We start from the raw sequence: 23,735 nt of genomic DNA on the forward strand, positions 1-23,735 counted from the left end.
ACAAGAATCGTTTATCTACCTGCGTATAGTCCCGACCTCAATCCTATTGAAAAAGCATGGTCTGTCTTAAAAAGTAAAGTCAGGCACATCATTGCTCAGAACAATAAAACCATTCAGGAAGCTCTGGATATCGTATTTAAGATGATGTAGCTTATGTTTCATATTTGGCTATATAATATACCTTATGCAAAATACTCTTTTTATTTTTATATAAATCATTCATTTAACTATTTCATTAAAGCCCAATCACTACCAATTGGGCTTTTTTGTGATTATTCACGTTCCACGCCTGTTCTTTAACCACTCTTTCACTAGTTTGTGTAACTCGGTTTAATTATTTTCTGATATTAAAAGGCCCAGTAATCACTGGGCTTTTACTTAAACAATTAAAATTTAACTTTCAATTTTATCAAACTTACGATCGACCAAACTTAGATTTCCTCGTAAAATATCCGACAACATCCGCCAGTCCGAAATAAAGCTATACAGCGGTTGCTTAAAACTCGCAGGCTTATTTTTTTCAAAGACAAAATGCCCAACCCATGCACATGCATAGCCTGAAACTAAACCATAAGCCACATATTTCAATTTTCTTTGACGAATGGCTTTACTGAAAAAATAAATCCCGACACTGCTGCCTGCCGCATGTAAACGGCGACTCATGATGCTGCGATGTTCGGTTAAATAAAAACGATAAAATTCAGCATAATTTTGAATTGGAAGCTGAAACTCTGGCGTTGGCTCTAATTCAAATTTCGGCTCTACTTGTGCATTCATAGCAATCTTCTTGTTCCTTTTTTAATCACTCTAATGCAATCTAGCGAAAATGAAAAGTCCTTACTGTCGGATTAAAAAAATGCACAATTGTGCAGCATTCAATTTTTATTGGCATGTATTTCATTTTAATTCGGTTACAATCCATCACTTCTGATGCAAAACTTTAAACATTGTATGTGCATCAAGCGAACACCCTTTTAAGTCAATAAATACAAATTAATTGGCTTAATTTTTTGTATTTTATAAATATAATTTGTCTAGGATTTTACCATGACTGAAGTTGAACTGAAGTTTCAGATTCCAGAAACACGCCGTATGGCTTTAATGAAAGCGGTCGATCCAAAAAAATCTGAGATGATTCAACTTCAAGCAAAATATTACGACACGCCAGATCGCTTACTTTCACAACATGGCGTTGCATTACGCCAACGACTTGAAGGCAACCGCTGGATTCAAACCTTAAAAGCTGCGGGCAAAAGCCATTTACACCGCTTTGAAGACAATTATGATCTGGGTGAGATGATTGTAAATGAGCCAGAATCTGATGATTCCGATGCTTTAAAGCAAGCCACGACCCCATGTTTAGACCTGAGTATTTATGAGCAAAATCCAGAAGCCAAAAAAATCCTAGACAATGCTCTCGGGACTCAAAAAGATGCTTTACAACTTCAATTTGAAACCGATATCGAGCGCACATTACGGGTCATTACGTATGAAGATGCTGAAATTGAAGTCTGTGTAGATATTGGTCAGGTTAAATCTGGTGACAAATCACAAGACATTCATGAAGTTGAATTCGAACTTAAATCTGGCAAAGATTCAACTTTGCTTGCATTTTCATTTGAATGGGTTAAAAAATATCAACTTTGGCTTGATGTTCGTAGCAAAGCTGAATATGGCAATCTGTTATTACAAGATTTAAAAGTGAGTCCTGCAACGCTTGAAAAAGAAATCATCTTGGCTAAAAAAGAGTCTGCTGAAACCAGTATTCGCCACTTGATTACCCATCAAATGAATCATTTATTGCCCAATATTGCGGCGATTTCAGCGCAAGTTGCTGAAGACACACATATTGAGCAGGCACATTTGGCGCTGAATCATTTGCATTTGACCCTCTCTATCTTTAAAGATTGGACCTCAAAAAGTACCGATAAATGGGCAAATCAATTGGCTGCATTTAAGAGCCACTTTGAAAATTTGAAACATTTTGAACATATGCAAAGTACCTTAGGTGCTTTACTGCAAAACCCGAAAACAGCAGAAAGTTTAAGTAAAGACGTGCTGTATGCCAAAGAAAAACTCAATAATCTGGTCAAGTCGACACAGAATGTTCAGCACTACCTTGAACTGCTGATGTTCAGTTTAGGAACATCGAAAAAAGTTCAAAGCAATGATCTGAAATGGTATGCACAGAACACCCTGCAAAACCAATATAAGCTGTTGCAAGACACACTGAATGATGTCGATGTGACTAATTTTGAAAGTTTAGATTTATTGGCACTGCGTTTAAATGAACTGAAATTTAGCTTTCCAATATTGACCCATATTTTTGATGTGAAAAATTTGCAAAAGTATGGTAAATCTTTGAACGACGCGCATGAAGCAGCGCAGCAGTATCAAATCCTCGCCTCTTCTTCATCTTATTTGCAGCAGACTGAACTTGAAGCCAGTGATTGGTTTGCACTGGGTTGGCTCACGGCCAAACAAGAAGTTTATGCAGAGAAATTAATTGAAGCGACTGAGCAATTCTTAGTCAGCCGTAAATTTATCAAATAATTTTTATAATCTTGAATGATCATAGATCCGAGTTAAAACATTCGCTCTATGATCTAATGCGTTATTAACGTATTAAAAGAATTCTTTCAAAAATCAAAAAATGATCAATGAAAATCCCTTCTCCCCTTGGGATGAGGAATGCATTCCGCAAGAGGATGAGGGCTTTTAAGCATAATATAAGCTCTCCCTAACCCTCTCCTGAAAGGAGAGGAAACTTACATCATGAATTTCAAAAGTTCAAAAAAATGATTTATGAAAGAGGCCTAATGAACTTATCAATCTAAACAAATACAAGTAAAGGTGATTTATACTTTTTCAAAAAATGGAGAATAAGCGCAATAATGTTGATAAAAGCTGTAAGTTGAAATGACACTTTAACTCAGACTTGTCTTGGTACTTATTATAAAATAAGCATCACAACATACATAACTTTAAGTAAGTGACTAGCTTTGGGTTATTTTTAATTCAACTTTATAATGATTTCGAATAGTTTTTTACCTAACTTCAATTTTCTTGAGTAAACATATCCCAAGATTTCATCGCCATTTTCACAACATTTTCAAGTTGACTCAGCTCTGCACCATCTCGCGCTTGGATGGTCATGCCTTGAATCAGCGTTGTATAGTAGTCCGTCATAGCCTGAACGTCCGCATGGGCAGGAATATCGCCCGACTTTTGCCCCAAGACCAAGCGATCATAAATTTTCGATTTGGTCTGTAGCCGTTTTTCAAGTAACTGTTGTTGGATCGCACTATTTTCAGTTGAACAATTCATGGTGGCAACCACCAACATACAGCCAACAGGTTTATGGGCTTGAATCAGACGTTTTAGATTTTCAAATAAATACAGTTCAATCGCTATTTTAGTGGACTTGGCTTGAGTAAAAAGCTGATCCATTGGGCAAGCTTCATTTTCCGAATAAAACTCTAAACACTTTTCGAACAGCGCAGCCTTTCCGCCAAAAGTGCTATAAAGGCTCGGGGCTGTTATTCCCAACGCTTGAGTCAGATCACTAATTGAAGTCGCTTCATAGCCGTATTGCCAAAACAACAACATAGCCTTTTCGAGTGCTTGTTGTTCGTTAAAGCATTTCGGACGTCCACGTCGCTTTGATTTAGCCACCACACTATCTTGTTGATTTTCTGGCTTTGTCATTTCGTTCATAACATCTCATTTTAATTTTATAACGATCACTAATAAATTAATTGACCTCACGCAATAAATCAAATATTTTAATTTCATAACAATCACTATGAAATTAAAAATTCGAGGAGTGACCGTCAATGAACACTCAAGTTAAACTGACTGAAACAAATCTGCATCAAGACCAAGTATCTGAAGACCAAATATCTGAAGACCAAGTACCTGAAGAAAAAGTACCTAAAGAACAATCACCTAAAACAGCAGGCAATTGGTATGCTGTGATTACCCTTTCGATTACCGCATTCATTCTCGTTACCAGTGAGTTTTTGCCTATTGGTGTGTTAAATGCAATCGCGCAAGACCTGCATGTCAGTGTGGGTACCGCCGGTTTAGTGATTACCCTACCTGCCATTATGGGCGCTTTTGCTGCACCGCTAATTTCGGTTTGGGTGAAAAGCCTAGATCGAAGAGTGCTATTGATCTCTCTAACCGCTGTCATGGTTTTCGCCAATTTCATCACTGCTTATGCGGCAAGTTTTGAGTTACTGTTACTCAGTCGATTCATATTGGGTATTGCCATTGGCGGGTTTTGGGCAACAGCGATTGCACTGAGTGGTCGGGTTGCGCCTTCTCATCTTCCGATTGCAAAAGCCACAGCAATCGTCATGGCTGGCGTGACTTTGGCTACAGTTTTGGGTGTTCCGATTGGCACTTGGCTGAGTGAACTGTACGGGTGGCGAAGCGCTTTTGTCATCACGGCGGTGATGGGTTCTGTCATTTTATTGCTTGAGTATTTTTTTCTACCCAAACTACCGCCGACTTCATCGATTCAATATCGTGACCTGCCTGCACTGTTTCAAAACCCGAAAGCACGTAAAGGCCTAGTGATTATTTTATTGATTGGTTTTGCGCATTTTTCAACCTATAGCTATTTGGCACCCTTCTTTAAAAATGTGGCTGGGTTTGATGGTTCAACCATTAGTACCTTGCTATTGGTCTATGGTGCCGCAGGCTTTTTGGGTAATGCTTTTGCAGGTTATAGCAGCAACATTAATGTGCGTTATACCTTGGCGGTGGTCGGGCTCAGCTTGGGTATTGTTTTCTTAAGTTTCCCCGTTTTTGCCGTGCATTTGGTCGGTGCCTATATTTTGACTGCACTCTGGGGTTTTGCTTTTGGTGCATTTCCAACCACAGCCAATATTTGGATGTTTTTACATGCACCTGAGTCTGTCGAAAAAGGGATGCCCTTATTTGTGGGTATGTTCCAAGTCATGATTGCTGCTGGCGCATTATTTGGTGGTTTCATGGTAGATCACTTTAATGCAAGCATACTTATTTATAGTGTCATTATATTGATTGGCCTAGCACTCATTGCCGTATTTACCCATAGTCGCGGCTTGAATAATCCAAAGATCCAATGTCCAAATACTTAATTTTTATTTTTTTTATTTCGTTGCTAGTCAGCATTTGAGTTCAGCATGCTGGATACATGCTGAACTTTGAATATCGATTCAAATTAAGCAAAGCATAATTAATGAAAATTTACGCTTGCTCCGAGTTTTGTGTTTTCAAAAGTAGATTAAAATCTAGAACTTCATCTGCCAATTCAATCGCATAATTTGCATGAGAAATCATAAAAATCGTGCTCACCTGTTCTCGAATGATTGGCAGTAAATATAGACTGGTCTTTTCATCCAAAGCTGCCGTAGGTTCATCTAGAATCAACAATTGTGGTTTTTTTAATATTGCACGAATCAGGCTAATGCGCTGTTTCTCACCACCTGAAAAGCTTTTGTAAATCTCTTGAATATCATCATCTAAGCCAATACTATTTTTCTCTAATAATTGCGTTAAACCAAATTGATGGAGCCAAAACTCTAAGGTGTCATCTGAATACGTGTGTTGACTACTATGTATGAGGTTTTGACGTAAGGTTCCCGAGTATACAATCGGATGCTGACTGACAAATGCAATTTCTTTAAAAATTTCGGTAGAGAATTGCTGGCTAATATCAATATTTTTATAATGAAGTTGACCACTGTTGATTTGAGTCAGTCCCATTAAATAATTGATAAAACTGGTCTTACCAATCCCTGTTCTACCAATTGCCACATAAGTTTTACTTTGTTCAATCTTAAAATTAAAATGTTGAATTCTACTTTTTCCCAATATCAACTCTGCATCTAAAAATTGATAAAAAGTCGTATTCGGTTCTAAAGTTCTCTCATCGAATTGATCTTTTTCAAATTCGAAATAATCATCATATTTTTCAATGGCAATAAAGTCACCACGCAGGCGAATAATACTCTGTGACATCATCATCAGTGGCAAAGTTAAACTAATGATATAGCTAGAAATCAGCACAAAATTACCTGCACTAAAACGCTGTTGCTCAAATAAATAAACGGACAATCCCATAAATACAAATAGAAATAGTCCTACAAAAGCCACTTGATACATCATTAAAACAACTACTTTAAGATAGGTCTGCCGTGATTCTTGCATGAACTTTTCGATTCTGACTTTAAACGCTTGCAACTCATAATTCGTTGCGTTATTCACTTTAATGTCATAACTCGATTGCACTTTTTCGATCATAAATTGATTGAGTTGATTTCTCGACTGATACATTTCAGTAAAGAAATCTTTCGTTTTAAAGGTAATGAGTAAAGATAACAGCACCGCACAGCATGAAAAAATGAAGAAATAAAAAGCATAGCTCCATGCAACATTCATCCCGAGCACCCAAACCATGCCTACTATTTGCAGAATGATCGGAACGATAACAAAGAAACTAGTATAGAGAATCTGTCCGAATGCTTCTGAACCACGTAATAGATCACTATTAAATACACCGACATCCTGTTGCTTTTGCACACTATCTTTCAGTGAAAAGTAATTTTTTATGCCTTCATAAATCAAAGCTGAATCAAAGTGCCTTAATAAAACTGCACTACTGAAGTTATTCATCTGTTGAATGAATTCTTTTAACATCCAACCCACGGCATAAGCCAAAGCAAGCAGATATAAATAATTGAATTGAAAAAAGCTTGCAAATGAAGTTTCGGCTTGCCCCAATTGAGTTTGATCAACCAATAGTTTTAATAAATATGGTAATCCTATACTCAGTGCAGAAATAACCATTAAGTAAAAACTGATCAGCAGTAATAAAGGAAATGGATGAGGATAGAATTGTTTTAAAATCCCCCAAACTTTAATGAAGATCTTAATGCGCTGATCGACCATAAATACTCGATATGTATTTTTCCAGTCTTCATCTTATAAATCATAGATTTAGCTTACAAGTTTGAACATGTAGTAAAATGTTGAGCTTATATTAACGATTCTTCCCAAACACACGCCACGTATTATTATCCGCCAGTGGATCACTAAACCTGTCATTGGATTACTTAAGTAGTCTCTCTTTAGCATTCAAAACTAATGTGAAATTTATCATGTAATCGTGAGTTGCCTTCAGTTGGAAATAGGCATGCCCAATGCTAGTATCAAGGTTACTTATAAATCCTATTAAACAATCAAAAGCTTATAACTATGCGACTTGAACTCGATTTCCCACATAATTTTCCTGAATTGTTGATACATACCTTTCACCACATCTATCAAAGATTAACTCAAGGTTTACATACAGAATTGATTCCTTTAGATCAAGCGATTGGAAGACGTGTGGCAGAAGATATTCTTGCGTTAGAAGCTTACCCTACAAAACATCTATCTGCATTTTCAGGATGGGGGCTCGAATCAAAAAAAACAGAAGGCATTAACGGTGATAACTATCTTACAATCAATCATATGTATTTTTGGAACAATGAACTTTATAGATCTCAAGACCTCTATAAAATCAATTTCAATGGAGATTCGGTCATTAGATTTCCTAAAAACATTGAACTCCCCTCATCATTAGATGCAATTGTTCGTGAAGATGATCGTCGGTTAGATTTTAATGATCCCTATAAATACAAAATCTTATCACCTATTAAACAGTTCGAAGGTGTGATTCAACAAGGCAGCATTATTCATCAAGGTGAGTGTTTACTTAAAAAAGATGAAAGTATTAATGCTGAAAAAATAGTGGCTTTATCACGAGCTGGCGTAAAAGAGGTCAATGTTTATAAAACCCCTCGTGTCGTGGTTGTCAGTCTGTATAGCTATGATCGTGAAGACCATATCAGTGAAGAATGTATTTATGTAAAGAATACTTTACAGCAATGGGGCTATTCAGATGTTGGAATCAAAATTTTAAAACCTGCTGTTTACCTATCTCCTGATAGTATGGTTAAAGAAAATAACCCAACTTTTGACCCAAAATTAGGAATGTCTCGACAACAACTTTCTGATGAGTTTGATCAACTGGCAAGCTTATATGATTTGATTTTAGTCTGTAGTGTGAGCCCTGCCGACGCAGGAATACTTACTTTAGATAGTTTGAGTTCAGTCCAAGGTTCATCAAATTCACCAATACATATACTCACTGAAAATCCAACCCAGTTTAAAATTTTCAAAAGTAATGATCGCTCTCCTCCGATCAGAGAAAACAAAATCATCCGTGATGCTCAAGGTATTCACAAAGGCACCGTTTTAGAGGTTCTTGAGGACAAAGCCCAGATCGTGAATTTAGGTGGTGATATTGACGAAATTATGATTTCTATGAATATTGCAGTGAGATATATTTTAAATCGAAGCGACCCTAAAATTATTGAGCATCATTATCTCAGAGGCTTTATGAAAAATGTGCAGCCTTCAAACAGACTACAAATCTTTCTTGCAAAATATCAACAAGATATCTCAGGTAAATATGTAATAAGTCGTGCTGAAGAACCTCAAGCACACACTTTCAGTAAATATACCGAAGCCAACTGTATTGCCATTATTCCAAATCAAGAACAAGTAGAAGAAATATCTGAAATTTTCTTTCTTAAACTGGATTAATCAACCGAATCAATTCAATCATAAGAGGGAATGAATCAGAAATTCATTCCCTCTTGAAAAAAATCAAATATTTGTAAATCTAACGATTCTTCCCAAACACACGCCAAGTATTATTATCGCCAATCGGATCGCTATAACTGTCATTGCGCTGTTTACGTGGTTTATCTCGTGCATCCACCAATTCAAAGTGGGGTTCAACACTCAATACAATTCCATTCACATAAAACCGTGTACGGGTATATTCACTTTGACCATGTTGAAAGACATAGGTGCGTAAATCGACAAATTCACGATGCGCCACTAAGGCTGCTGTGTCATCGCTGTCTAACCAACGTGCCATGGCTTGAATTTGATCTGGTTCAAATTGACCACATTTATCAACGAGACTCGCTATCCCACGAAAAGTCTTCGATTCTTTTGCTCGGGTTTTATTGATGCGAATACGATCGACATGAAAGTAAAATAACGGCAAGTTCAAATGACTCGGTAAATGAATTGCATCAAGTACTTCATCCTCCATAAAATGAATTGCATCAAGTACTTCATCCTCCATAAAAGGCTGAAATAAATCTTGCGCCCTTTCAATCAAACCCGCCCACTGTCGATAATAAGCGTCAACTTGATCTTGAGTCCCATAATAAATCGGCAAACCCTCAACATTTGCAAGATCGGCAGGTGGCCAAATATTTTGCCGTAAAAGCGCGATATCACTTTTTAAACTTTGAACTGCAATGGCATCCTGCATCATGAACTCCATGTTTTGCTTAGGCTATTTTTAGATTAAGTCAAAGGTTTAGTTTATGCAAGGCTTTGCCTATAATACCGCATTAGATTTTTATGCTAGGAACAGTTCATGGTTCAGAAAATTGAAGCGACTGATGTAACCGAAGAAGAAGCATTAAATGCAGTTTTCTTTGAACGTGCTGATGAATTTATCAAACAAGCCAATGAATTTTGCCGTGTTGAAAAAGGTTCACAAGTGAAACCTGCTGAAATGCGTGGTCAAGTGAGTGCTGCCATGTTATTTGGTACTGCACGTTTTAACACTTGGGTTGCTGCCAATGGCTTTAAAGATGGCAATGGAATGCGTGATGCCAAAGATCAAGTGATGTCTTATATCATGCAACAGTTCCAAATGATGCTTGAAGACAACTATGATGAATACTGTGAACAGTTTGAAAACTATCTTCGCTTTCGCCATAACGAAGAGTTTCATGCCAATAAGCATGACCACGAACACGCTCATAAGCACGATCACAAACACTAAGTCTCAGCCAATTTAGAAGTATATTAAGCTTTTGAATGAGTAAATGATGTGTGTAAGAAGCCCTCTACCATTTGATGAGGGCTTTTTTATATTGAGAATTCGTCCTCTTAAACATTTAAATCCGAGCGTACTTCGCCGTCAATCATCTATTTTACGGTTTGGACAAAAATACAATGTGAAGACTGAACTGAATATCGTATCTTATAAAAATCAATGACTCAGTTAAGGATGATCATGAATCATTTAGATTTTCCCATTGTGGATGCACATATTCATCAATGGGATCCTTACCACACCCCACATGCAGCGGCTTTGGCTGTAAAATTATTCGGTAAACGTCCAAAACTACTGGATAAAGTCGTACGTCTGGTTAAATCAAAAGAGTTAATTGATACACTTGGCTTAACTCAACATATCACCGCGCCTTATCTACCCGAAAATTATAAAAAAGATGTGGGACATTATGTCGTTGATCAAGTCGTGCATGTTGAAGCCAGTTGGCATCATCAGAAAGGCAAAGGCGTGGTTGAAGAAACCGCATTTATTGAGTCACTCCCCCTTAATCAACACAATTTAAAGTTGGGTGCTCTGGTTGCAACCGCTGATCCGCGTGATTCAAATTTTAAAAAAATATTAAAAATGCATAAGCAAACGTCTCCCCATTTTAGAGGGATTCGTAAAATGGCATCCTTTCATGAGGATAAAGGTATTTACGCGTGGGCAGATGAACCGCATTTATATCGCAGTAAAAAGTTTCTCAGAGGCTTTGAATTATTGGCGCAATATAGTCTCAGTTTTGATGCTTGGACCTATTCAACCCAACTTTCAGATGTTATTGCACTGGCAAAACAATTCCCTGAAACTTCGATTGTTCTTGATCATTTGGGTACACCCGCAGGTCTTTTTGGTGCAGTGGGTCAGCACACGGGTCTTACAGAAACTGCTCGTGAAAATATCCTGTTCCACTGGAAAGAAGACATCGCTGAACTGGCAACTTTGCCCAATGTCTACACCAAAATCTCTGGATTGATGATGCCTGTACTCGGTCATCATTTTCATCAAAAAAATCAGCTCGCATCCAAAGAGCAAGTGTTTGAACTGGTTCATCCACTGATCACCCATGCACTACAAAGCTTTGGGCAATATCGCGTTATGTTTGCTTCAAACTTCCCGATGGATCGTGTCAGTACATCATTGGTTAATATTATTGATGCCTTTAGTGATGTCGTGGCAGCCTATGATCCCGATGCACTGGAGCAGGTATTTCGTAAAAATGCCTTGCAATTTTATCGTATCAAGCCCTAATTTTTAATCCAAGAATAGGCTTGCTTACAATAATAGATATCTCCATAGCGTGTAATAAAAAAGCCCCGTCTTGCTTATAAATAAGTAAACGGGGCTTTTTTAAATGATGGGCATGCTTAACTTAAAAGCGCTTTTTTTAGAAGAGCGATTTTTGCATTCGCTCAACTTAAATGCTGTTTATTTTGCAGACTGACCATATTGATCTGCCATGACCTCAACCAACTGCTTAGGTTTAATGTATTTTTTAATCACCGCATCAACATCAGCTTTGGTCAATTTCGCGATTGCTTGATCACGTTGCTTACGGAACAATAAATCACGATTACGCTCTAACTGCGGCACCAACATACGATGTACACGGCGTTCATCTTCAAGCGACGTATAACGCTTTTTCAGTACAGTAGATTTTGCAGCTTCAAGCTCTTGCTCAGTCACACCTTGAGTCAACAAATCATTCAACACCTTATGAACCACTTGCGACACTTGCGCAGATTTGCCCGCAGTATAGTTCGCACTAATGCCTAAAGCACCAGATTCTTCATACTCACTTAAACTGAGTGAACTTCCAAAACCATAAACCAATGCGTTTTTCTCGCGGAGTTCCATTGCTAAGCGAGAGGAAAGTTGTGACTCACCCAATATTTGGCTAAACATCATTAATGCTGGCATGTCTGGATGGTCTGCACTCAAAGGTAGGGTCATTAAAGCTTGATAACTGCCGAACTGACGTTGCTCCGCCAGTACATGAATTTTTTGAGCTGGATACTGCTGATATTTTTGAGTTAGTCGTACATAGTCTTGTTTGGTATTCCATTTTGAAAATTCAGCATTCATAAATTTCAACAGATTCGGCGCTTTAAAATCCCCTGTCACCGCAATATTGGCGTGATCCATGGCAAAAAAATCACGATAGAAATTTTTCACTTGTTCAACACTTGCTGCACTAATCTGCTTTTTAGCCAACTCTGGTTCGAAGTGATAACGCAAATCACCGGGTTGATACTGCTCAATCAAACGCGAAATGGTCAGAGCAGCCACCGTTTCAGGCTCAGTATAAGGTCGATTTAAACTCGATAAGCTTTGTGATTTGATCAAATCAAACTGAGTTTGCTCGAACTTCGGATTTTGCATCACGCTAACGATGTATTTAAAGAAATCTTCAAATTGATCATTGTTGGCAGAAATTTGAATGAGCATGCCATTATCGGAAGATGAAGCAGAGGCACGACCACCTGCAGCGATTGATTTATCTGCGATATCTTGCAAGCTGTATTTATCTGAGGCACGAAGCAGTAAATAAGCTGTGAAATCAATAATTTCAGCTTTATTCATCAGCGACTCAGCGGTACCGAAGTTGACTGAAATCGTTGCATAGGTTTTATCATCACGCGTTGTGGTCGGGAATAATGCATAGCCCATCCCATTTTTTAATTTGCCACGTTGGATTTTCTTTTCTAAAGCTTCTAATTGTGTCGCTGACTGCGCTACATACTGCTTTACTTCAGCTTGATAAACACTGACATCTTTCAATGGTTCAGGGGGTGTATCTTGTTGATCTAAGGTTTTCGCAGTTTCAGTTGATTGTTTTTGCTGTTGGGCCTTTTTTTGATCTTCAGGCGTGGGTTTGATATCGCCCATAATACGATGATCCGCTGTCAGAAAATCTGAAATCGCCTGATTCACATCTTGCACAGATAAATTTTGCAACTCTTTTTGATCTTTAAAGAACTGTGTCCAGTCTCCATTTGATGACACCACATAATCACTGAGCATACTGCCTACTGCTGAAGCACTGCTCATCATACTTTTTTGACTATTTTTGATCAGATTTTTAACACGGTTCAACTCAGTTTCATTAAAGTTATGTTTTTTCTCAATTCCTTGCACTAAAGCTGTACCGACTTTTTGCGCATCATGGTTGGGTGCATAGATTGCCCCCATGAAAACCAAGTCAAAATCTTGATCTAACCAAGTGGTGGATTGAACCTGTGTTGCTGTTCCAGTTTCAACGACATCTTTATATAAATGTCCACTCGGTTGCATGGTAAATAGATAAGGTGCTAAAGCCAACGCAGGCTGAATTTTTTGGTTTTTACCATTCAGGTAAATATTATATTTACCAAAATCACTGCCCTTTTGCACTTCAAATTGACGTGTTTTTATTTTTGAACTGTCCAATACTGGCACTTGAACCTGTTGAGGAACAGGACGTGCTGGAATAGATTTAAAATTCTTTTCAATGGTCGCCAAAACGTCTTGTTTATTGAATTTACCTGCAATCACCATCACCGCATTATTCGGTGTATACCACGTTCGATAAAATGAATTGAGCTCGTCCATTTTAATCGACTGTAATTCTTTTAAATCACCAATGGGTAAACGTCCCAAATATTGATTGCCATAAGCCGACTTCCACATTTGATCCATTAAAACTGAAAATGGCTGATCCAAGCGCACTTCACGTTCACGCTCAACAATCTTGATCTCTGATGGCACAAACTTTTCTTGAAGCACCAGTTTATCCATACGCTCAGCTTCAAGATAGATCATTTCATCTATCGCTGTTTTTTCAGGGCGAATGACACTGGTATATTTGGTTGAGTAATAGTCAGTACTGGCATTACTCGACAAAGAATACTGATCTAAACGGCGTTGATACTCCTCACCCTTTACATTTTGTGTTCCTTTAAATGCCAGATGTTCCAACAGATGTGCCATCCCCCCTTTACCTTGCGGATCATTTAATGCGCCTGTCAGGTAAATGGTATTCAAGAAGACTTTATTTTCTTTATCATTCGGTGCAAGAATGACACGCAACCCATTGTCTAATCTGTATTCTTCGATATTTTGTTCAGTTTTCAATAAAATAGGTTGAGCAAAACCTGTGGCACTCACTCCCAATACGCAAATGGCTAAGGAAAGTGTTCTAAAACGTATCAACATAAAAAGTCCGGTCTGTGTTTTTAAAGATGTTTCATATTTGAATAAACATCTGATTATTGGTATTAATTCCAATCATCCTTGTTGTGATCAATATCACATCACAAAGACGATCAAATAGAAATGGCAAGTATTATGGGTCTCACTCTTGATGCTAAAAACTTAAAGCGACTTTAATCATTCAAGACTGAAACTAAAATTATTGTAAAATTAGAAATGGATTTCCGCTGTCATATACAGTTTTGCATACCCTGAAATTTCAATCCGATCATGACTTTGAATGTCACAATACAACTGACCGCCTCGCTCAGAACTTTGAAATGCTTCAAGTTTATATTTATTCAGTTTTTCAGCCCATAACGGTGCAAGCCCAGTGTGCATGGAACCTGTCACAGGGTCTTCATTGATGCCTTTATGAGGAGCAAAGTAACGTGCAACATAATCATATTTTCGCGACGCGGATGTAATGGAAATATCAGGTGCATCAGATGCGGTAATTGAAGTACTCACTTCATACGCCTCTGCAATCGCGTTAATCATGACAAAATTAGGTTTTGCATCAATCACGTCCTGTTCAGACTCACAAACCAAGATATACGCCTGTTGATTTAAATAAACCTCTTTAAATGGCTTATCAACTACTTGATGTAAAAGTTCAGGAAACTCTTCAACACGGTGCGGACGACGAATCGGGAAATTCATTTGAATCTTGCCATCATTGGCCTGGTTAATCGTAAAAATACCGAGATCTTTAACATGGAACTGAATCGTTTTTGATGTCGTATAATCTCTAAATAAAACAAAAGCACTGGCAAGTGTGGCATGACCGCAAAAATCCACTTCAATTTTTGGTGTAAACCAACGGATTTCAAAATTATCTGGATCAATGATTTTAACAAAAGCCGTTTCGGCCAAATTATTTTCTGCCGCAATATTTTGCATTAATGAATCTGTTAACCATGCGTGACTGACAATCACTGCTGCTGGGTTTCCTTTAAACAGCTCCGTTGTAAAAGCATCCACTTGGTACATCTTCATTTTTTAATCTCCATTACGTCATATCTCCAACAATATTGCATGATGAATCACTGCATATTTCTCATTGGAAGCAGTCAATCATTTTCATCATCTATCTATAAGTTAGACATTTTTTTAGTTTTCGTAGTTTATCGTTATTTTGAAGTTTAAATTTTACAGTTTTACCAATAATTACATTTTCTATTTTGCATCAGGCTTTAAGGATAATCAGTGAGAACCGTCTCGCTACAAAAAAACGACTGAGAAAATTAAGAGACATAAAAAAATGAGCTAGCTTTTGATTTTAAAGCTAACTCATTTCATCAGATTAAAGGGATGACAGCTCATTTTCATTCACGTTGTTGGTTGTTCTTCTGTTGTAGGTTTTGCTGACCTTGTTGATCCGATTGTGGTTGCTGTTGTTGTTGCTGATTTAAGTTTTGTTGATTATTCTGATTGTGTTGCCCTTGATTTGGGTTTTGTTGCTGTTGCTGTTTTTGCTGATCGGACTGCGGTTGCTGTTGGTTCTCATTCTGCTGATTTTGTTGTTGCTGTTGTTGGTTTTGTTGATTCTGATTATGTTGTTGATTTGACATGATAGTACTCCAATACATAATTAAGTGATTGACCAACGCTATGAGGATCAAACGATATGAGGCTAAAAACAAAGTGATCATGAATAAAATTTGATCATTTCAAATATCAAATGAGTCATGATGTGACCACATCTTCAACATACGCCAATTTTACCAAGAGAAAAGCTTGAGCCTGTATCTAAATAAGACAACGTAAGCTCTCAAATTTAAAACTCAATAAAATCATTGAGCATTCACTTTGAATATTTACTTTCTTCACACAATCGATCCAAATGCTCACTCAGTGTCACTCAGCATTTCAAAGTATTTGTTCAGCATTTTTGATCATATTCAGCTACAACTCATCTACTTAAACCATCTTAAGCAATAGACTATTTTTTCTGTAAAAAAGGATAAGGGTTTGTGGCACCAGAACCTTGTAAATAAATGCCATAGTGTAAATGCGGTGGCGTATTTTGAGCATTTCCTGTATTGCCCACATAGCCCAATACTTGACCTACTTCAATCCAATCCCCTTCTTGGATTTGTGCAGAATAACCATCCAGATGTGCATAATAATGACGGCTCAATGCAGGTCCGATCACCCAGACCACTTTTCCACCCAGCCGATCTAAACCAACTTGAGACACGATGCCATGAGTCGTACTTAGTACGGGTGTTCCCCGTTTTGCAAAGATATCAACCCCTTGATGCTTGCGCCCCTCACTTCGTGCACCACCCCAAGTATCCGCAATTTGCCTTGGCTTCACACCTTCAACTGGAACAGGCAAAGTCTCGGAAAGTTTTTGTTGTTGTAATTGATAATATAGATAAGGATAAGCCAGTCCAGCATGCTCACCTGATGGGGGTGGCTGACATGCGGTCAGTAGACTCAACGATCCTGCCAAAAGAATGAGTTTTACTTTGTTCATGTAAAAGTTCTCAAAAAAATACTTAAAAATTAATCAGAAAAAATATAAATAAAGATGGATCTTTTCTTCCACTGAAAATGAATACACATTGTAGATCAGCCATCAATGTGAGGACGTTGATTGATTGAGAATCTCTAACCAAATATTATCCAGAAATTTTATAAAATCAGTTGTATTTTTATCCCTATAAACATAGTTAATATAATGGTCATCATGTATCAATGAAAGATATGTATAAGCTTCATCTAGTTCAAATACACTGGCAATATTAAATAAATGTGCTCGATGCTGATCATCTAATAAACACTGGCTTGAAACCAACTGATTTTTATCCAAGTAATATTTTAAAAGATCTCTTCCCTGTTGAAGAGACTTCACCTGAGTTAATCTTTGTTCCGAAATAAAATTCAGCATTTGTTTTTGATCGTAATGTACCAATTCAAAAAAATTATCAGGAATATCATGCAGATCATTCTGCTCAATCACCTCAAATAACCATTCATTCACTTCATTTATATTTACAATACCAAGAACCAAAGCATGTGCATAAAATCTTAACTTTTCATCAATCTGATTCATTTAAAAACACTCATTTTTTTCTATTGTTATTTAACCCGAATCCTGCTTAAGGCAATGAGACAATTCATCTTAAGATTTATGCATCATTTTGATCATAAAAAAGTATTTACCTTGATCTGATAGCACTAAAAATTAATCATAAAATTACATTTAGCTTATGATTTTAAAGAAAAATCCTTATCCGCGATTCGGGTTATTTAATTTTTCTTTCAATAAAGAAACTAATTGTTCAATACATCTTAACCACAGTATAGAAGTGAATAACCCTTAATACTTTTCCTCTAACTCATTTAATTTATTACTCAATTTAATCAATTACTGAATCGTCATACTTAAGTGTAATCCCCATGTTTTAATTGGACACTTTTCATTCAAATCAATACTATAGATTTAAATCATTTTTATACATTAAAAATAGAGGAACAGGATGTTCTCTACCCATAAAGCTCAGTTGAGTATTTTTCTTTGTTTGTGCATGTGCCTAGGTATTGGCATTTTGCGATTTTCATATACAGCATTATTACCCAGTACCCGTGAAAGCTTTGAATGGTCAGCACAATTTGCCAGTATTTTAAGCAGTGCAAATCTATTGGGCTATCTGATCGGTGCATTCTGGGCAATGCGTTTACCTCAAACACGAACTATGACGCGTTATATTCAGGGTGCTGCCATCGCGGGTAGTTTAAGTCTGTTTTGCTGTGCCTTTGATGGTTTCCCTCAAGCTTGGTATATGTTTTGGCGGATCATTTCGGGTATTTGTGGTGGTTTAATCATGATTCTGTCCCCGAGTATCGTCGCTCAGTGTTGTGAACTCAAAGATCGCTTTCAGATCAACTTTATTGGCTTTAGTGGCATCGGTCTAGGTGTGTTACTTGCGACCTTGTTTTTACCTTATCTTGATCGTATCTCAACACAAACCGCATGGCTGATCTTAGCGACATTTGCTGTGATCATTACGGTCATCCTGAGTATTTACCTTAATTATTTTAAGACACAGCTTTCAACGCAAGTTGCTCCGATAACCAGTAAAGTAGAACTGAATATTTTCTTTTTTAGTTTACTGGCGGTGTATGGTGCGAGTGCATTTGCCTATGTACCGCATTCACTGTTTTGGATTGATTATTTAAATGAAGTGCTTAAGCTAGATTTGTATTGGATGAATTTGAACTGGATTCTTTATGGATTCGGTAGTGCCTTAGGTGCAATCAGTTCTTATCTCCTTGCGAAGAGGTTCGGCAATATTCAAGCCTTAAAAATTCTATATAGCTGTTATGTCTTTGCGATCTTGATCGCAATCGTCAGTCAATATTCAATACTCACTTTCATGTCGTCTTTTTTAACTGGCTTGCTCAACCCAGCCGTGGTCTTTCTGACGTCCTACACCATTTTGCAACGCTATACCGCCTCGTATAAAAAGCTCTGGAGTATTGCAACCATTCTGTTTGCAACAGTACAACTGGTCGGTGGTTTGAGCTTTAGTGGCTTACAAATTTTAGGGGTTGAATATCACCAGCAGTTTTTATTGGCTGCTGGCGTGTTACTCCTTGGTACGATGCAATTCTTTTGGGTGACTCGCAAAAAAGAACAAGTCGAATATGTTTAGTCGAATTGCTTTAATCAAATTATAAGACTTAAAAAACCCGCTGTTAGGCGGGTTTTATGCTTGTTAAGCTTAGACCAAGCTTAAGCATCCATGTGTTGAATGATCGCTTGACCAAACTCAGAACAGCGTAGCAAGGTTGCACCTTGCATGAGTCGTTCAAAATCATAGGTCACCGTTTTTGCTGCGATTGCGCCAGATATGCCTTTGATAATCAAATCAGCGGCTTCATTCCAGCCTAGATCACGTAGCATCATTTCAGCAGAAAGGATGATTGAGCCTGGATTCACCTTGTCCTGACCTGCATATTTCGGTGCTGTACCATGTGTTGCTTCATAGACTTGAATTGCACCACCAATATTTGCACCCGGAGCAATGCCAATCCCACCAACTTCTGCGGCTAAAGCATCAGAAATATAGTCACCATTTAAGTTCAATGTTGCAATCACAGAGTAGTCGGATGGACGCATCAAAATTTGTTGTAAGAAGGCATCGGCAATGACATCTTTGATGATGATGTCTTTGCCTGTTCTCGGATTTTTAATTTTCACCCAAGGACCACCATCCAATAGTTCTCCACCGAAACGCTCGATTGCGACTTCATAGCCCCATTCTTTAAATGCGCCTTCGGTGTATTTCATGATGTTGCCTTTATGCACCAAGGTCACATTCGGCTTGTCATTATCAATAGCAAATTGAATGGCTTTACGCACTAAACGCTGTGTCCCTTCTTTTGAGACAGGTTTAATCCCGATTCCGCAATTGTCTTCAAAACGAATTTGGGTCACGCCCATTTCTTCTTTTAAAAATTTAATGATTTTTTTCGCTTCAGGAGAATCCGCTTTCCATTCGATCCCTGCATAAATATCTTCTGAGTTCTCACGAAAGATCACCATATCGGTCAGTTCAGGACGACGTACAGGTGATGGAACACCCTCAAACCAACGCACTGGACGTACACACACATAAAGATCAAGCTCTTGGCGTAATGCAACGTTTAAAGAGCGAATCCCACCGCCTACTGGCGTCGTAAGTGGTCCTTTGATCGAAACCACATAATCTCGTAGCGCCTCAAAAGTTTCTTCGGGCATATAACTGCCATAAATTTTATTGGCTTTTTCTCCACAATAGACTTCCATCCAGACGATCGAACGTTTTCCCGCATAAGCTTTTTGAATCGCAGCATCAACCACAGCTTTCATCGTTGGCGTAATATCTACACCGATGCCATCACCTTCAATAAATGGAATAATCGGATGATTGGGAACATTCAATGATAAGTCAGCATTGACGGTAATTTTGCTTCCATCCGCTGGAACAATGATCTTTTGATAACCCATTTTTTAGGTTCTCCTTATTATTGTGGAATGTGAATCTAAAAAATATTTGCCAATAGGCGATACTTTCAACGGCACTTCACGCATAATACTGTAATCCATATTCGCTGTTTTTGAGATTTATGTAGGAAATAACAACATTTCTCTATTGAATAAATCTTGAGCTTTTTAAATTTTTGAATTACAGAAGTTATCCCATATGAAAATCGTCATTCTTAACAAACCCTATGACGTCCTCTCCCAATTCCGTGCTGACGAAAAACACCAAACGATGGCAGATTTCGTAAATGATCCATCGTTACGTCTTGCGGGTCGTTTGGACATGGACTCTGAAGGTTTAGTATTCCTTACTGATCACGGTGGTTTAAACCAATACATCACCAACCCTGAAAATAAGAAATTTAAAACTTATTTGGTTCAGGTTGAAGGTGATGTGACTGAAGAAGCTTTAGAACAGCTTCGCAAAGGCATCGAACTTAAAGATGGCATGACGCTTCCTGCTAAAGCTGCCAAAGTTGCTGAGCCTGAATGGTTGTGGGAACGTGTTCCACCTGTTCGTTTCCGTGCGTCTGTTCCAACGTCTTGGGTTGAGATTTCAATCTGTGAAGGTCGTAATCGTCAAGTTCGTCGTATGACGTCTGCTGTTGGCTTCCCGACGCTTCGCTTAATCCGTACCAAAATCGGTGCAATTGATTTGATTCAAATGGGTTTACAACCGGGTGAAACCAAAGAAATCGAACCTTTGCTTTATCCTGATTTCCAAAGCATTCCTGCTGAAGAGCCATACCGTTCACGTTCTTATGTGAAAAAACCGGGTGGTACGGGTGGTAAGCCGATCGTTCGTAAGAAAAAAGATGGAACTGTGAAAAAATCAGGAACAAAGCGTATTTGGCAGATGGATGACAGTGAGAAACCGAAGCGTAAAACCAACGGTACAACACGTCCAAATACTAAAGCGCCTCGTGGACGTGGTCGCGGTTGATTAGTTAAAAGAAATAAAGCCCTTAATTGAGGGCTTTATTTTATTCATGACGTACGATAATGATTTCCCATTTTTCATTCCCATCTGTATCATCGATCATCGTTCCTTTTACCTCAAAGTGTTGACTGTATTCATTTTGGTATATATCACTATATTGCACACTAAAATGAGCATATAAATTGAATTTAGCTATAGTAAAATCGTGCTGTTTGAAGATCAAAATTTTTTCATATTCCTTATCAATATCTAATTTTCTAATGAATTCCAAATAACCATTTTCTGAATTAATAGCTACAGATTTAGCCTCAGCTCTACCTTCATTTTTTAAAATAATTTTTAAATTAAAATAGATAAATTGACCATCAGCAATCTGTTTATTAAACACTTCTCCATCAATAACAGTGCAAGTTATAGATGGCTTGCTTGATAAATAATTATTTTTCAATTCTAAATTATGTATTTCTACTAATTGTCTTTGCTGTTTTACACTCTCCCTCATCTCTTCAATTTGAAGTTGAAGTGCCTTTTCCTGTTGTTCTAATGCTTTGGTATTTTGCTCTAACTGCTTTCCTTGTTGTCTATATCCTAAAACTAACCATAAGAATGCAATCGGTGCAAATGCACCTGCAAGAAAATCGCCGAGCTCATTCAAAGATTCTGGAGAATTCAATTTTCCAAACAGCCAAATATAAGCAATACCAACGATCCATGTGATGGTAATGATCACGCCCCAATTTAATTTCTTAATATTCATCTTCTTATAAAAAAACCCATAGCTAAGTATGGGTTTTACATGAGTTTTCAAATCTTAGCAATTAAGCTTTCAGCCATTTTTCAGCTTTAGCTTGATCTTCAACTTTCAGTTCGACTTCAGTCAAGGTACTGCTCGATGCTTTCACATCAAATTGCATAAACTCATCACGGCGGAAAGCATACACGGTATACGTTCCATCTTGCTTGGCGTATTGCTCAACAAGTTTCGTTGTCGCTTTTAAACCATCAATCGCCACAATCACATCATTGGCAGAAAGTCCTGCAAGTACCGCAGCACCATCACGGCGTGCAGATTGAATCAACACCCCTTCTGGTTTATCTGCCAACTTCAAACCAAACGGAAGCGATTTGTCATTATTTAAGCTATAGCTTAAACCAAACTCAGGGAACAACTGATCCAGTGGCAATTCATCTGTCGTATTGATCAAATGATTAATTTGTTCAGACCAATCATCGCCTGTTAGCTCATTCGCTAACTCATAAATGGTACGTTCATTCACTTGAATGCCATTTTGCGCATTTTCATACAACTTACGCATCAATGCATCCAGGCTTGAACCACGTAAACGTAATCCTAAGTCTAAGCAAAGCGCCACTAAACAGCCTTTGTTGTAGTAGCTTGTACCAGCATTATTTGAGTTTTCATCCTGACGATAAAACTTCACCCACGCATCGAAACTCGACTCAGCGACAGTCTGAATTGCACGACCTGGGTTTTGTAAGTAACGATCAATTTGCGATTTTAATAGTTTGATATATGACTCTTGATTGATCACACCACTACGAAGCAAAATCAAATCATCGTAATAAGACGTGAATCCTTCAAAAATCCAAAGCAAAGAGGTATAACCTTCTTTGTTTAAATCATAGTTCACAAAGTTTTCAGGACGAATGAATTTGACCAACCATGAATGGAAATATTCATGGCTACATAGACCTAAGAAACGTTGATAATCTGCTGATGGCTCAACAGGCTCATTGGCTTTAGGTAGATCATCACGCGGAGAAATCAAACTGGTACTGTTTGGATGTTCCAAACCACCGTAACTATTTCCTGTTGCCATAGTCATAAACGTATAGTGTTCAAATGGTGCTGAACCAAACATTGAAATTTCTGTCGCACAGATTTTTTCAATATCTTGTTTCATGCGTTGTTCATTCATGGCATGTTTGCCTGAAACCACAAACTCATGCGGAATGCCATTGGCCTCAAAACTAAAACGTGTTTGATCTGCCAATTCAAAAGGCGAGTCGATCAGTTCAGCATAGTTTTTCGCTTTAAGCGTATAACGCCCTTTGACTAAACTTTTTGAAGGAAGTCCTGTCGCCAGTTGGAAATGTTTTAACTCTGGTGGCAAGAACAGTTCCACTTCAACAGCTTTATCTTCCTGACCATCTAAACCTAAACATGCACACGCAGGATTGACATATAAACGCGTTTGATCGACATACGCCCCACGTACAGACAGATCATACGCATAGACATCATATTCAACAGTGATCAGCTCAAAGTCGGTATTGAACAACTGCCATTTATTTTTTTCATTCTTACGAATTTGCAATAAACGACCATCTTCATCATAAGCACGCACGCCTTCGATGTGCTTAGAAAATTCACGAATAAGATAGCTACCCGGAATCCAAGTCGGTAAGGACAACACTTGAGTCGGTTCTGCGACAAAACGTACAGTCACGTGGATGAGATGCTGACGATAATCGTCAAATTCGATCTGATAATGCAACATAATAAGTCTTTAAAATACTAAAGCGAAAATTTGCATCTA

20 protein-coding genes are annotated in these 23,735 nt (G+C 37.8%); 8 read left to right on the forward strand and 12 right to left on the reverse strand.

Features of this window, described 5'->3' with window-relative positions; translation table 11 throughout:
• Window positions 1–6: 6 nt before the first annotated feature.
• Complete coding sequence (locus AC5YCE_RS13360) at window positions 7–150, forward strand: transposase (RefSeq protein ID WP_496126720.1); 144 nt, start codon at window positions 7–9, stop codon at window positions 148–150.
• 243 nt (window positions 151–393) lie between these two features.
• Here the strand turns inward: AC5YCE_RS13360 and AC5YCE_RS13365 are convergent, their stop codons facing one another.
• Entirely contained in the window at window positions 394–777 is a 384-nt protein-coding gene (locus tag AC5YCE_RS13365) for an Mpo1-like protein (RefSeq protein WP_496172363.1), read from the reverse strand.
• Between the two features lie 270 nt (window positions 778–1,047).
• On the opposite strand from AC5YCE_RS13365, the gene AC5YCE_RS13370 reads away from it, so the two are divergent.
• Window positions 1,048–2,553 (forward strand): CYTH domain-containing protein, encoded by a 1,506-nt coding sequence (locus AC5YCE_RS13370; protein WP_496172364.1) that lies wholly within the window; start codon window positions 1,048–1,050, stop codon window positions 2,551–2,553.
• 504 nt (window positions 2,554–3,057) lie between these two features.
• Here the strand turns inward: AC5YCE_RS13370 and AC5YCE_RS13375 are convergent.
• Window positions 3,058–3,717, reverse strand: coding sequence for a TetR/AcrR family transcriptional regulator (locus tag AC5YCE_RS13375; protein WP_496172365.1), 660 nt, complete (start codon window positions 3,715–3,717; stop codon window positions 3,058–3,060).
• A gap of 119 nt (window positions 3,718–3,836) precedes the next feature.
• Between AC5YCE_RS13375 and AC5YCE_RS13380 the strand changes: the two genes are divergently transcribed.
• A complete protein-coding gene (locus AC5YCE_RS13380) occupies window positions 3,837–5,129 on the forward strand; it encodes an MFS transporter (RefSeq protein WP_496172366.1) in 1,293 nt (430 codons plus the stop codon).
• A gap of 109 nt (window positions 5,130–5,238) precedes the next feature.
• On the opposite strand, the gene AC5YCE_RS13385 is transcribed toward AC5YCE_RS13380, so the two are convergent.
• Window positions 5,239–6,942, reverse strand: coding sequence for an ATP-binding cassette domain-containing protein (locus tag AC5YCE_RS13385; RefSeq protein WP_496126912.1), 1,704 nt, complete (start codon window positions 6,940–6,942; stop codon window positions 5,239–5,241).
• Between the two features lie 306 nt (window positions 6,943–7,248).
• Here AC5YCE_RS13385 and AC5YCE_RS13390 point away from each other — a divergent pair, with 306 nt between their 5' ends.
• The gene (locus AC5YCE_RS13390) at window positions 7,249–8,643 is read left to right on the forward strand and encodes a molybdopterin-binding domain-containing protein (protein WP_496172367.1); all 1,395 of its coding nucleotides are present in this window, start codon (window positions 7,249–7,251) and stop codon (window positions 8,641–8,643) included.
• A 79-nt stretch (window positions 8,644–8,722) separates the two neighbouring features.
• Here the strand turns inward: AC5YCE_RS13390 and AC5YCE_RS13395 are convergent, their stop codons facing one another.
• Complete coding sequence (locus tag AC5YCE_RS13395; protein ID WP_496172368.1) at window positions 8,723–9,388, reverse strand: hypothetical protein; 666 nt, start codon at window positions 9,386–9,388, stop codon at window positions 8,723–8,725.
• Between the two features lie 108 nt (window positions 9,389–9,496).
• Between AC5YCE_RS13395 and AC5YCE_RS13400 the strand changes: the two genes are divergently transcribed.
• Window positions 9,497–9,910 (forward strand): DUF3144 domain-containing protein, encoded by a 414-nt coding sequence (locus AC5YCE_RS13400; protein WP_496172369.1) that lies wholly within the window; start codon window positions 9,497–9,499, stop codon window positions 9,908–9,910.
• A gap of 234 nt (window positions 9,911–10,144) precedes the next feature.
• Entirely contained in the window at window positions 10,145–11,215 is a 1,071-nt protein-coding gene (locus AC5YCE_RS13405; RefSeq protein ID WP_496172370.1) for an amidohydrolase family protein, read from the forward strand.
• A gap of 177 nt (window positions 11,216–11,392) precedes the next feature.
• Here the strand turns inward: AC5YCE_RS13405 and AC5YCE_RS13410 are convergent, their stop codons facing one another.
• From AC5YCE_RS13410 to AC5YCE_RS13430, 5 genes are all read right to left on the reverse strand, one after another.
• A complete protein-coding gene (locus AC5YCE_RS13410) occupies window positions 11,393–14,158 on the reverse strand; it encodes a M16 family metallopeptidase (RefSeq protein ID WP_496172371.1) in 2,766 nt (921 codons plus the stop codon).
• A gap of 207 nt (window positions 14,159–14,365) precedes the next feature.
• Window positions 14,366–15,193 (reverse strand): PhzF family phenazine biosynthesis protein, encoded by an 828-nt coding sequence (locus AC5YCE_RS13415; RefSeq protein WP_496172372.1) that lies wholly within the window; start codon window positions 15,191–15,193, stop codon window positions 14,366–14,368.
• Between the two features lie 329 nt (window positions 15,194–15,522).
• Window positions 15,523–15,768, reverse strand: coding sequence for a hypothetical protein (locus AC5YCE_RS13420; protein WP_496172373.1), 246 nt, complete (start codon window positions 15,766–15,768; stop codon window positions 15,523–15,525).
• A gap of 371 nt (window positions 15,769–16,139) precedes the next feature.
• The gene (locus AC5YCE_RS13425) at window positions 16,140–16,679 is read right to left on the reverse strand and encodes a M23 family metallopeptidase (RefSeq protein WP_496172374.1); all 540 of its coding nucleotides are present in this window, start codon (window positions 16,677–16,679) and stop codon (window positions 16,140–16,142) included.
• A gap of 102 nt (window positions 16,680–16,781) precedes the next feature.
• Window positions 16,782–17,258, reverse strand: a complete 477-nt coding sequence (locus AC5YCE_RS13430; protein WP_496172375.1) for a hypothetical protein — start codon at window positions 17,256–17,258, stop codon at window positions 16,782–16,784.
• Window positions 17,259–17,685: 427 nt separating this feature from the next.
• Here AC5YCE_RS13430 and AC5YCE_RS13435 point away from each other — a divergent pair, with 427 nt between their 5' ends.
• The gene (locus AC5YCE_RS13435) at window positions 17,686–18,861 is read left to right on the forward strand and encodes a YbfB/YjiJ family MFS transporter (protein ID WP_496172376.1); all 1,176 of its coding nucleotides are present in this window, start codon (window positions 17,686–17,688) and stop codon (window positions 18,859–18,861) included.
• 80 nt (window positions 18,862–18,941) lie between these two features.
• Here the strand turns inward: AC5YCE_RS13435 and icd are convergent, their stop codons facing one another.
• On the reverse strand, window positions 18,942–20,198 hold the full coding sequence (gene icd / locus AC5YCE_RS13440; RefSeq protein WP_496172377.1) for an NADP-dependent isocitrate dehydrogenase: 1,257 nt from the start codon (window positions 20,196–20,198) through the stop codon (window positions 18,942–18,944).
• A 196-nt stretch (window positions 20,199–20,394) separates the two neighbouring features.
• Here icd and AC5YCE_RS13445 point away from each other — a divergent pair, with 196 nt between their 5' ends.
• The gene (locus AC5YCE_RS13445) at window positions 20,395–21,177 is read left to right on the forward strand and encodes a pseudouridine synthase (protein ID WP_496172378.1); all 783 of its coding nucleotides are present in this window, start codon (window positions 20,395–20,397) and stop codon (window positions 21,175–21,177) included.
• Between the two features lie 40 nt (window positions 21,178–21,217).
• Here the strand turns inward: AC5YCE_RS13445 and AC5YCE_RS13450 are convergent, their stop codons facing one another.
• A complete protein-coding gene (locus tag AC5YCE_RS13450; RefSeq protein ID WP_496172379.1) occupies window positions 21,218–21,931 on the reverse strand; it encodes a hypothetical protein in 714 nt (237 codons plus the stop codon).
• A gap of 61 nt (window positions 21,932–21,992) precedes the next feature.
• Window positions 21,993–23,696, reverse strand: coding sequence for a M61 family metallopeptidase (locus AC5YCE_RS13455; protein WP_496172380.1), 1,704 nt, complete (start codon window positions 23,694–23,696; stop codon window positions 21,993–21,995).
• Between the last annotated feature and the right edge of the window lie 39 nt (window positions 23,697–23,735).

It is taken from the genome of Acinetobacter sp. CY79, from assembly GCF_059515845.1.

What these genes read in the sequence shown, in the direction of transcription:
- AC5YCE_RS13365 (WP_496172363.1), bottom strand. Translation starts at nt 777, where the DNA reads ATGAATGCACAAGTAGAGCCGAAATTTGAATTAGAGCCAACGCCAGAG.
- AC5YCE_RS13370 (WP_496172364.1), top strand. Translation starts at nt 1,048, where the DNA reads ATGACTGAAGTTGAACTGAAGTTTCAGATTCCAGAAACACGCCGTATG.
- AC5YCE_RS13375 (WP_496172365.1), bottom strand. Translation starts at nt 3,717, where the DNA reads ATGAACGAAATGACAAAGCCAGAAAATCAACAAGATAGTGTGGTGGCT.
- AC5YCE_RS13380 (WP_496172366.1), top strand. Translation starts at nt 3,837, where the DNA reads ATGAACACTCAAGTTAAACTGACTGAAACAAATCTGCATCAAGACCAA.
- AC5YCE_RS13385 (WP_496126912.1), bottom strand. Translation starts at nt 6,942, where the DNA reads ATGGTCGATCAGCGCATTAAGATCTTCATTAAAGTTTGGGGGATTTTA.
- AC5YCE_RS13390 (WP_496172367.1), top strand. Translation starts at nt 7,249, where the DNA reads ATGCGACTTGAACTCGATTTCCCACATAATTTTCCTGAATTGTTGATA.
- AC5YCE_RS13395 (WP_496172368.1), bottom strand. Translation starts at nt 9,388, where the DNA reads ATGCAGGATGCCATTGCAGTTCAAAGTTTAAAAAGTGATATCGCGCTT.
- AC5YCE_RS13400 (WP_496172369.1), top strand. Translation starts at nt 9,497, where the DNA reads ATGGTTCAGAAAATTGAAGCGACTGATGTAACCGAAGAAGAAGCATTA.
- AC5YCE_RS13405 (WP_496172370.1), top strand. Translation starts at nt 10,145, where the DNA reads ATGAATCATTTAGATTTTCCCATTGTGGATGCACATATTCATCAATGG.
- AC5YCE_RS13410 (WP_496172371.1), bottom strand. Translation starts at nt 14,158, where the DNA reads ATGTTGATACGTTTTAGAACACTTTCCTTAGCCATTTGCGTATTGGGA.
- AC5YCE_RS13415 (WP_496172372.1), bottom strand. Translation starts at nt 15,193, where the DNA reads ATGAAGATGTACCAAGTGGATGCTTTTACAACGGAGCTGTTTAAAGGA.
- AC5YCE_RS13420 (WP_496172373.1), bottom strand. Translation starts at nt 15,768, where the DNA reads ATGTCAAATCAACAACATAATCAGAATCAACAAAACCAACAACAGCAA.
- AC5YCE_RS13425 (WP_496172374.1), bottom strand. Translation starts at nt 16,679, where the DNA reads ATGAACAAAGTAAAACTCATTCTTTTGGCAGGATCGTTGAGTCTACTG.
- AC5YCE_RS13430 (WP_496172375.1), bottom strand. Translation starts at nt 17,258, where the DNA reads ATGAATCAGATTGATGAAAAGTTAAGATTTTATGCACATGCTTTGGTT.
- AC5YCE_RS13435 (WP_496172376.1), top strand. Translation starts at nt 17,686, where the DNA reads ATGTTCTCTACCCATAAAGCTCAGTTGAGTATTTTTCTTTGTTTGTGC.
- icd (WP_496172377.1), bottom strand. Translation starts at nt 20,198, where the DNA reads ATGGGTTATCAAAAGATCATTGTTCCAGCGGATGGAAGCAAAATTACC.
- AC5YCE_RS13445 (WP_496172378.1), top strand. Translation starts at nt 20,395, where the DNA reads ATGAAAATCGTCATTCTTAACAAACCCTATGACGTCCTCTCCCAATTC.
- AC5YCE_RS13450 (WP_496172379.1), bottom strand. Translation starts at nt 21,931, where the DNA reads ATGAATATTAAGAAATTAAATTGGGGCGTGATCATTACCATCACATGG.
- AC5YCE_RS13455 (WP_496172380.1), bottom strand. Translation starts at nt 23,696, where the DNA reads ATGTTGCATTATCAGATCGAATTTGACGATTATCGTCAGCATCTCATC.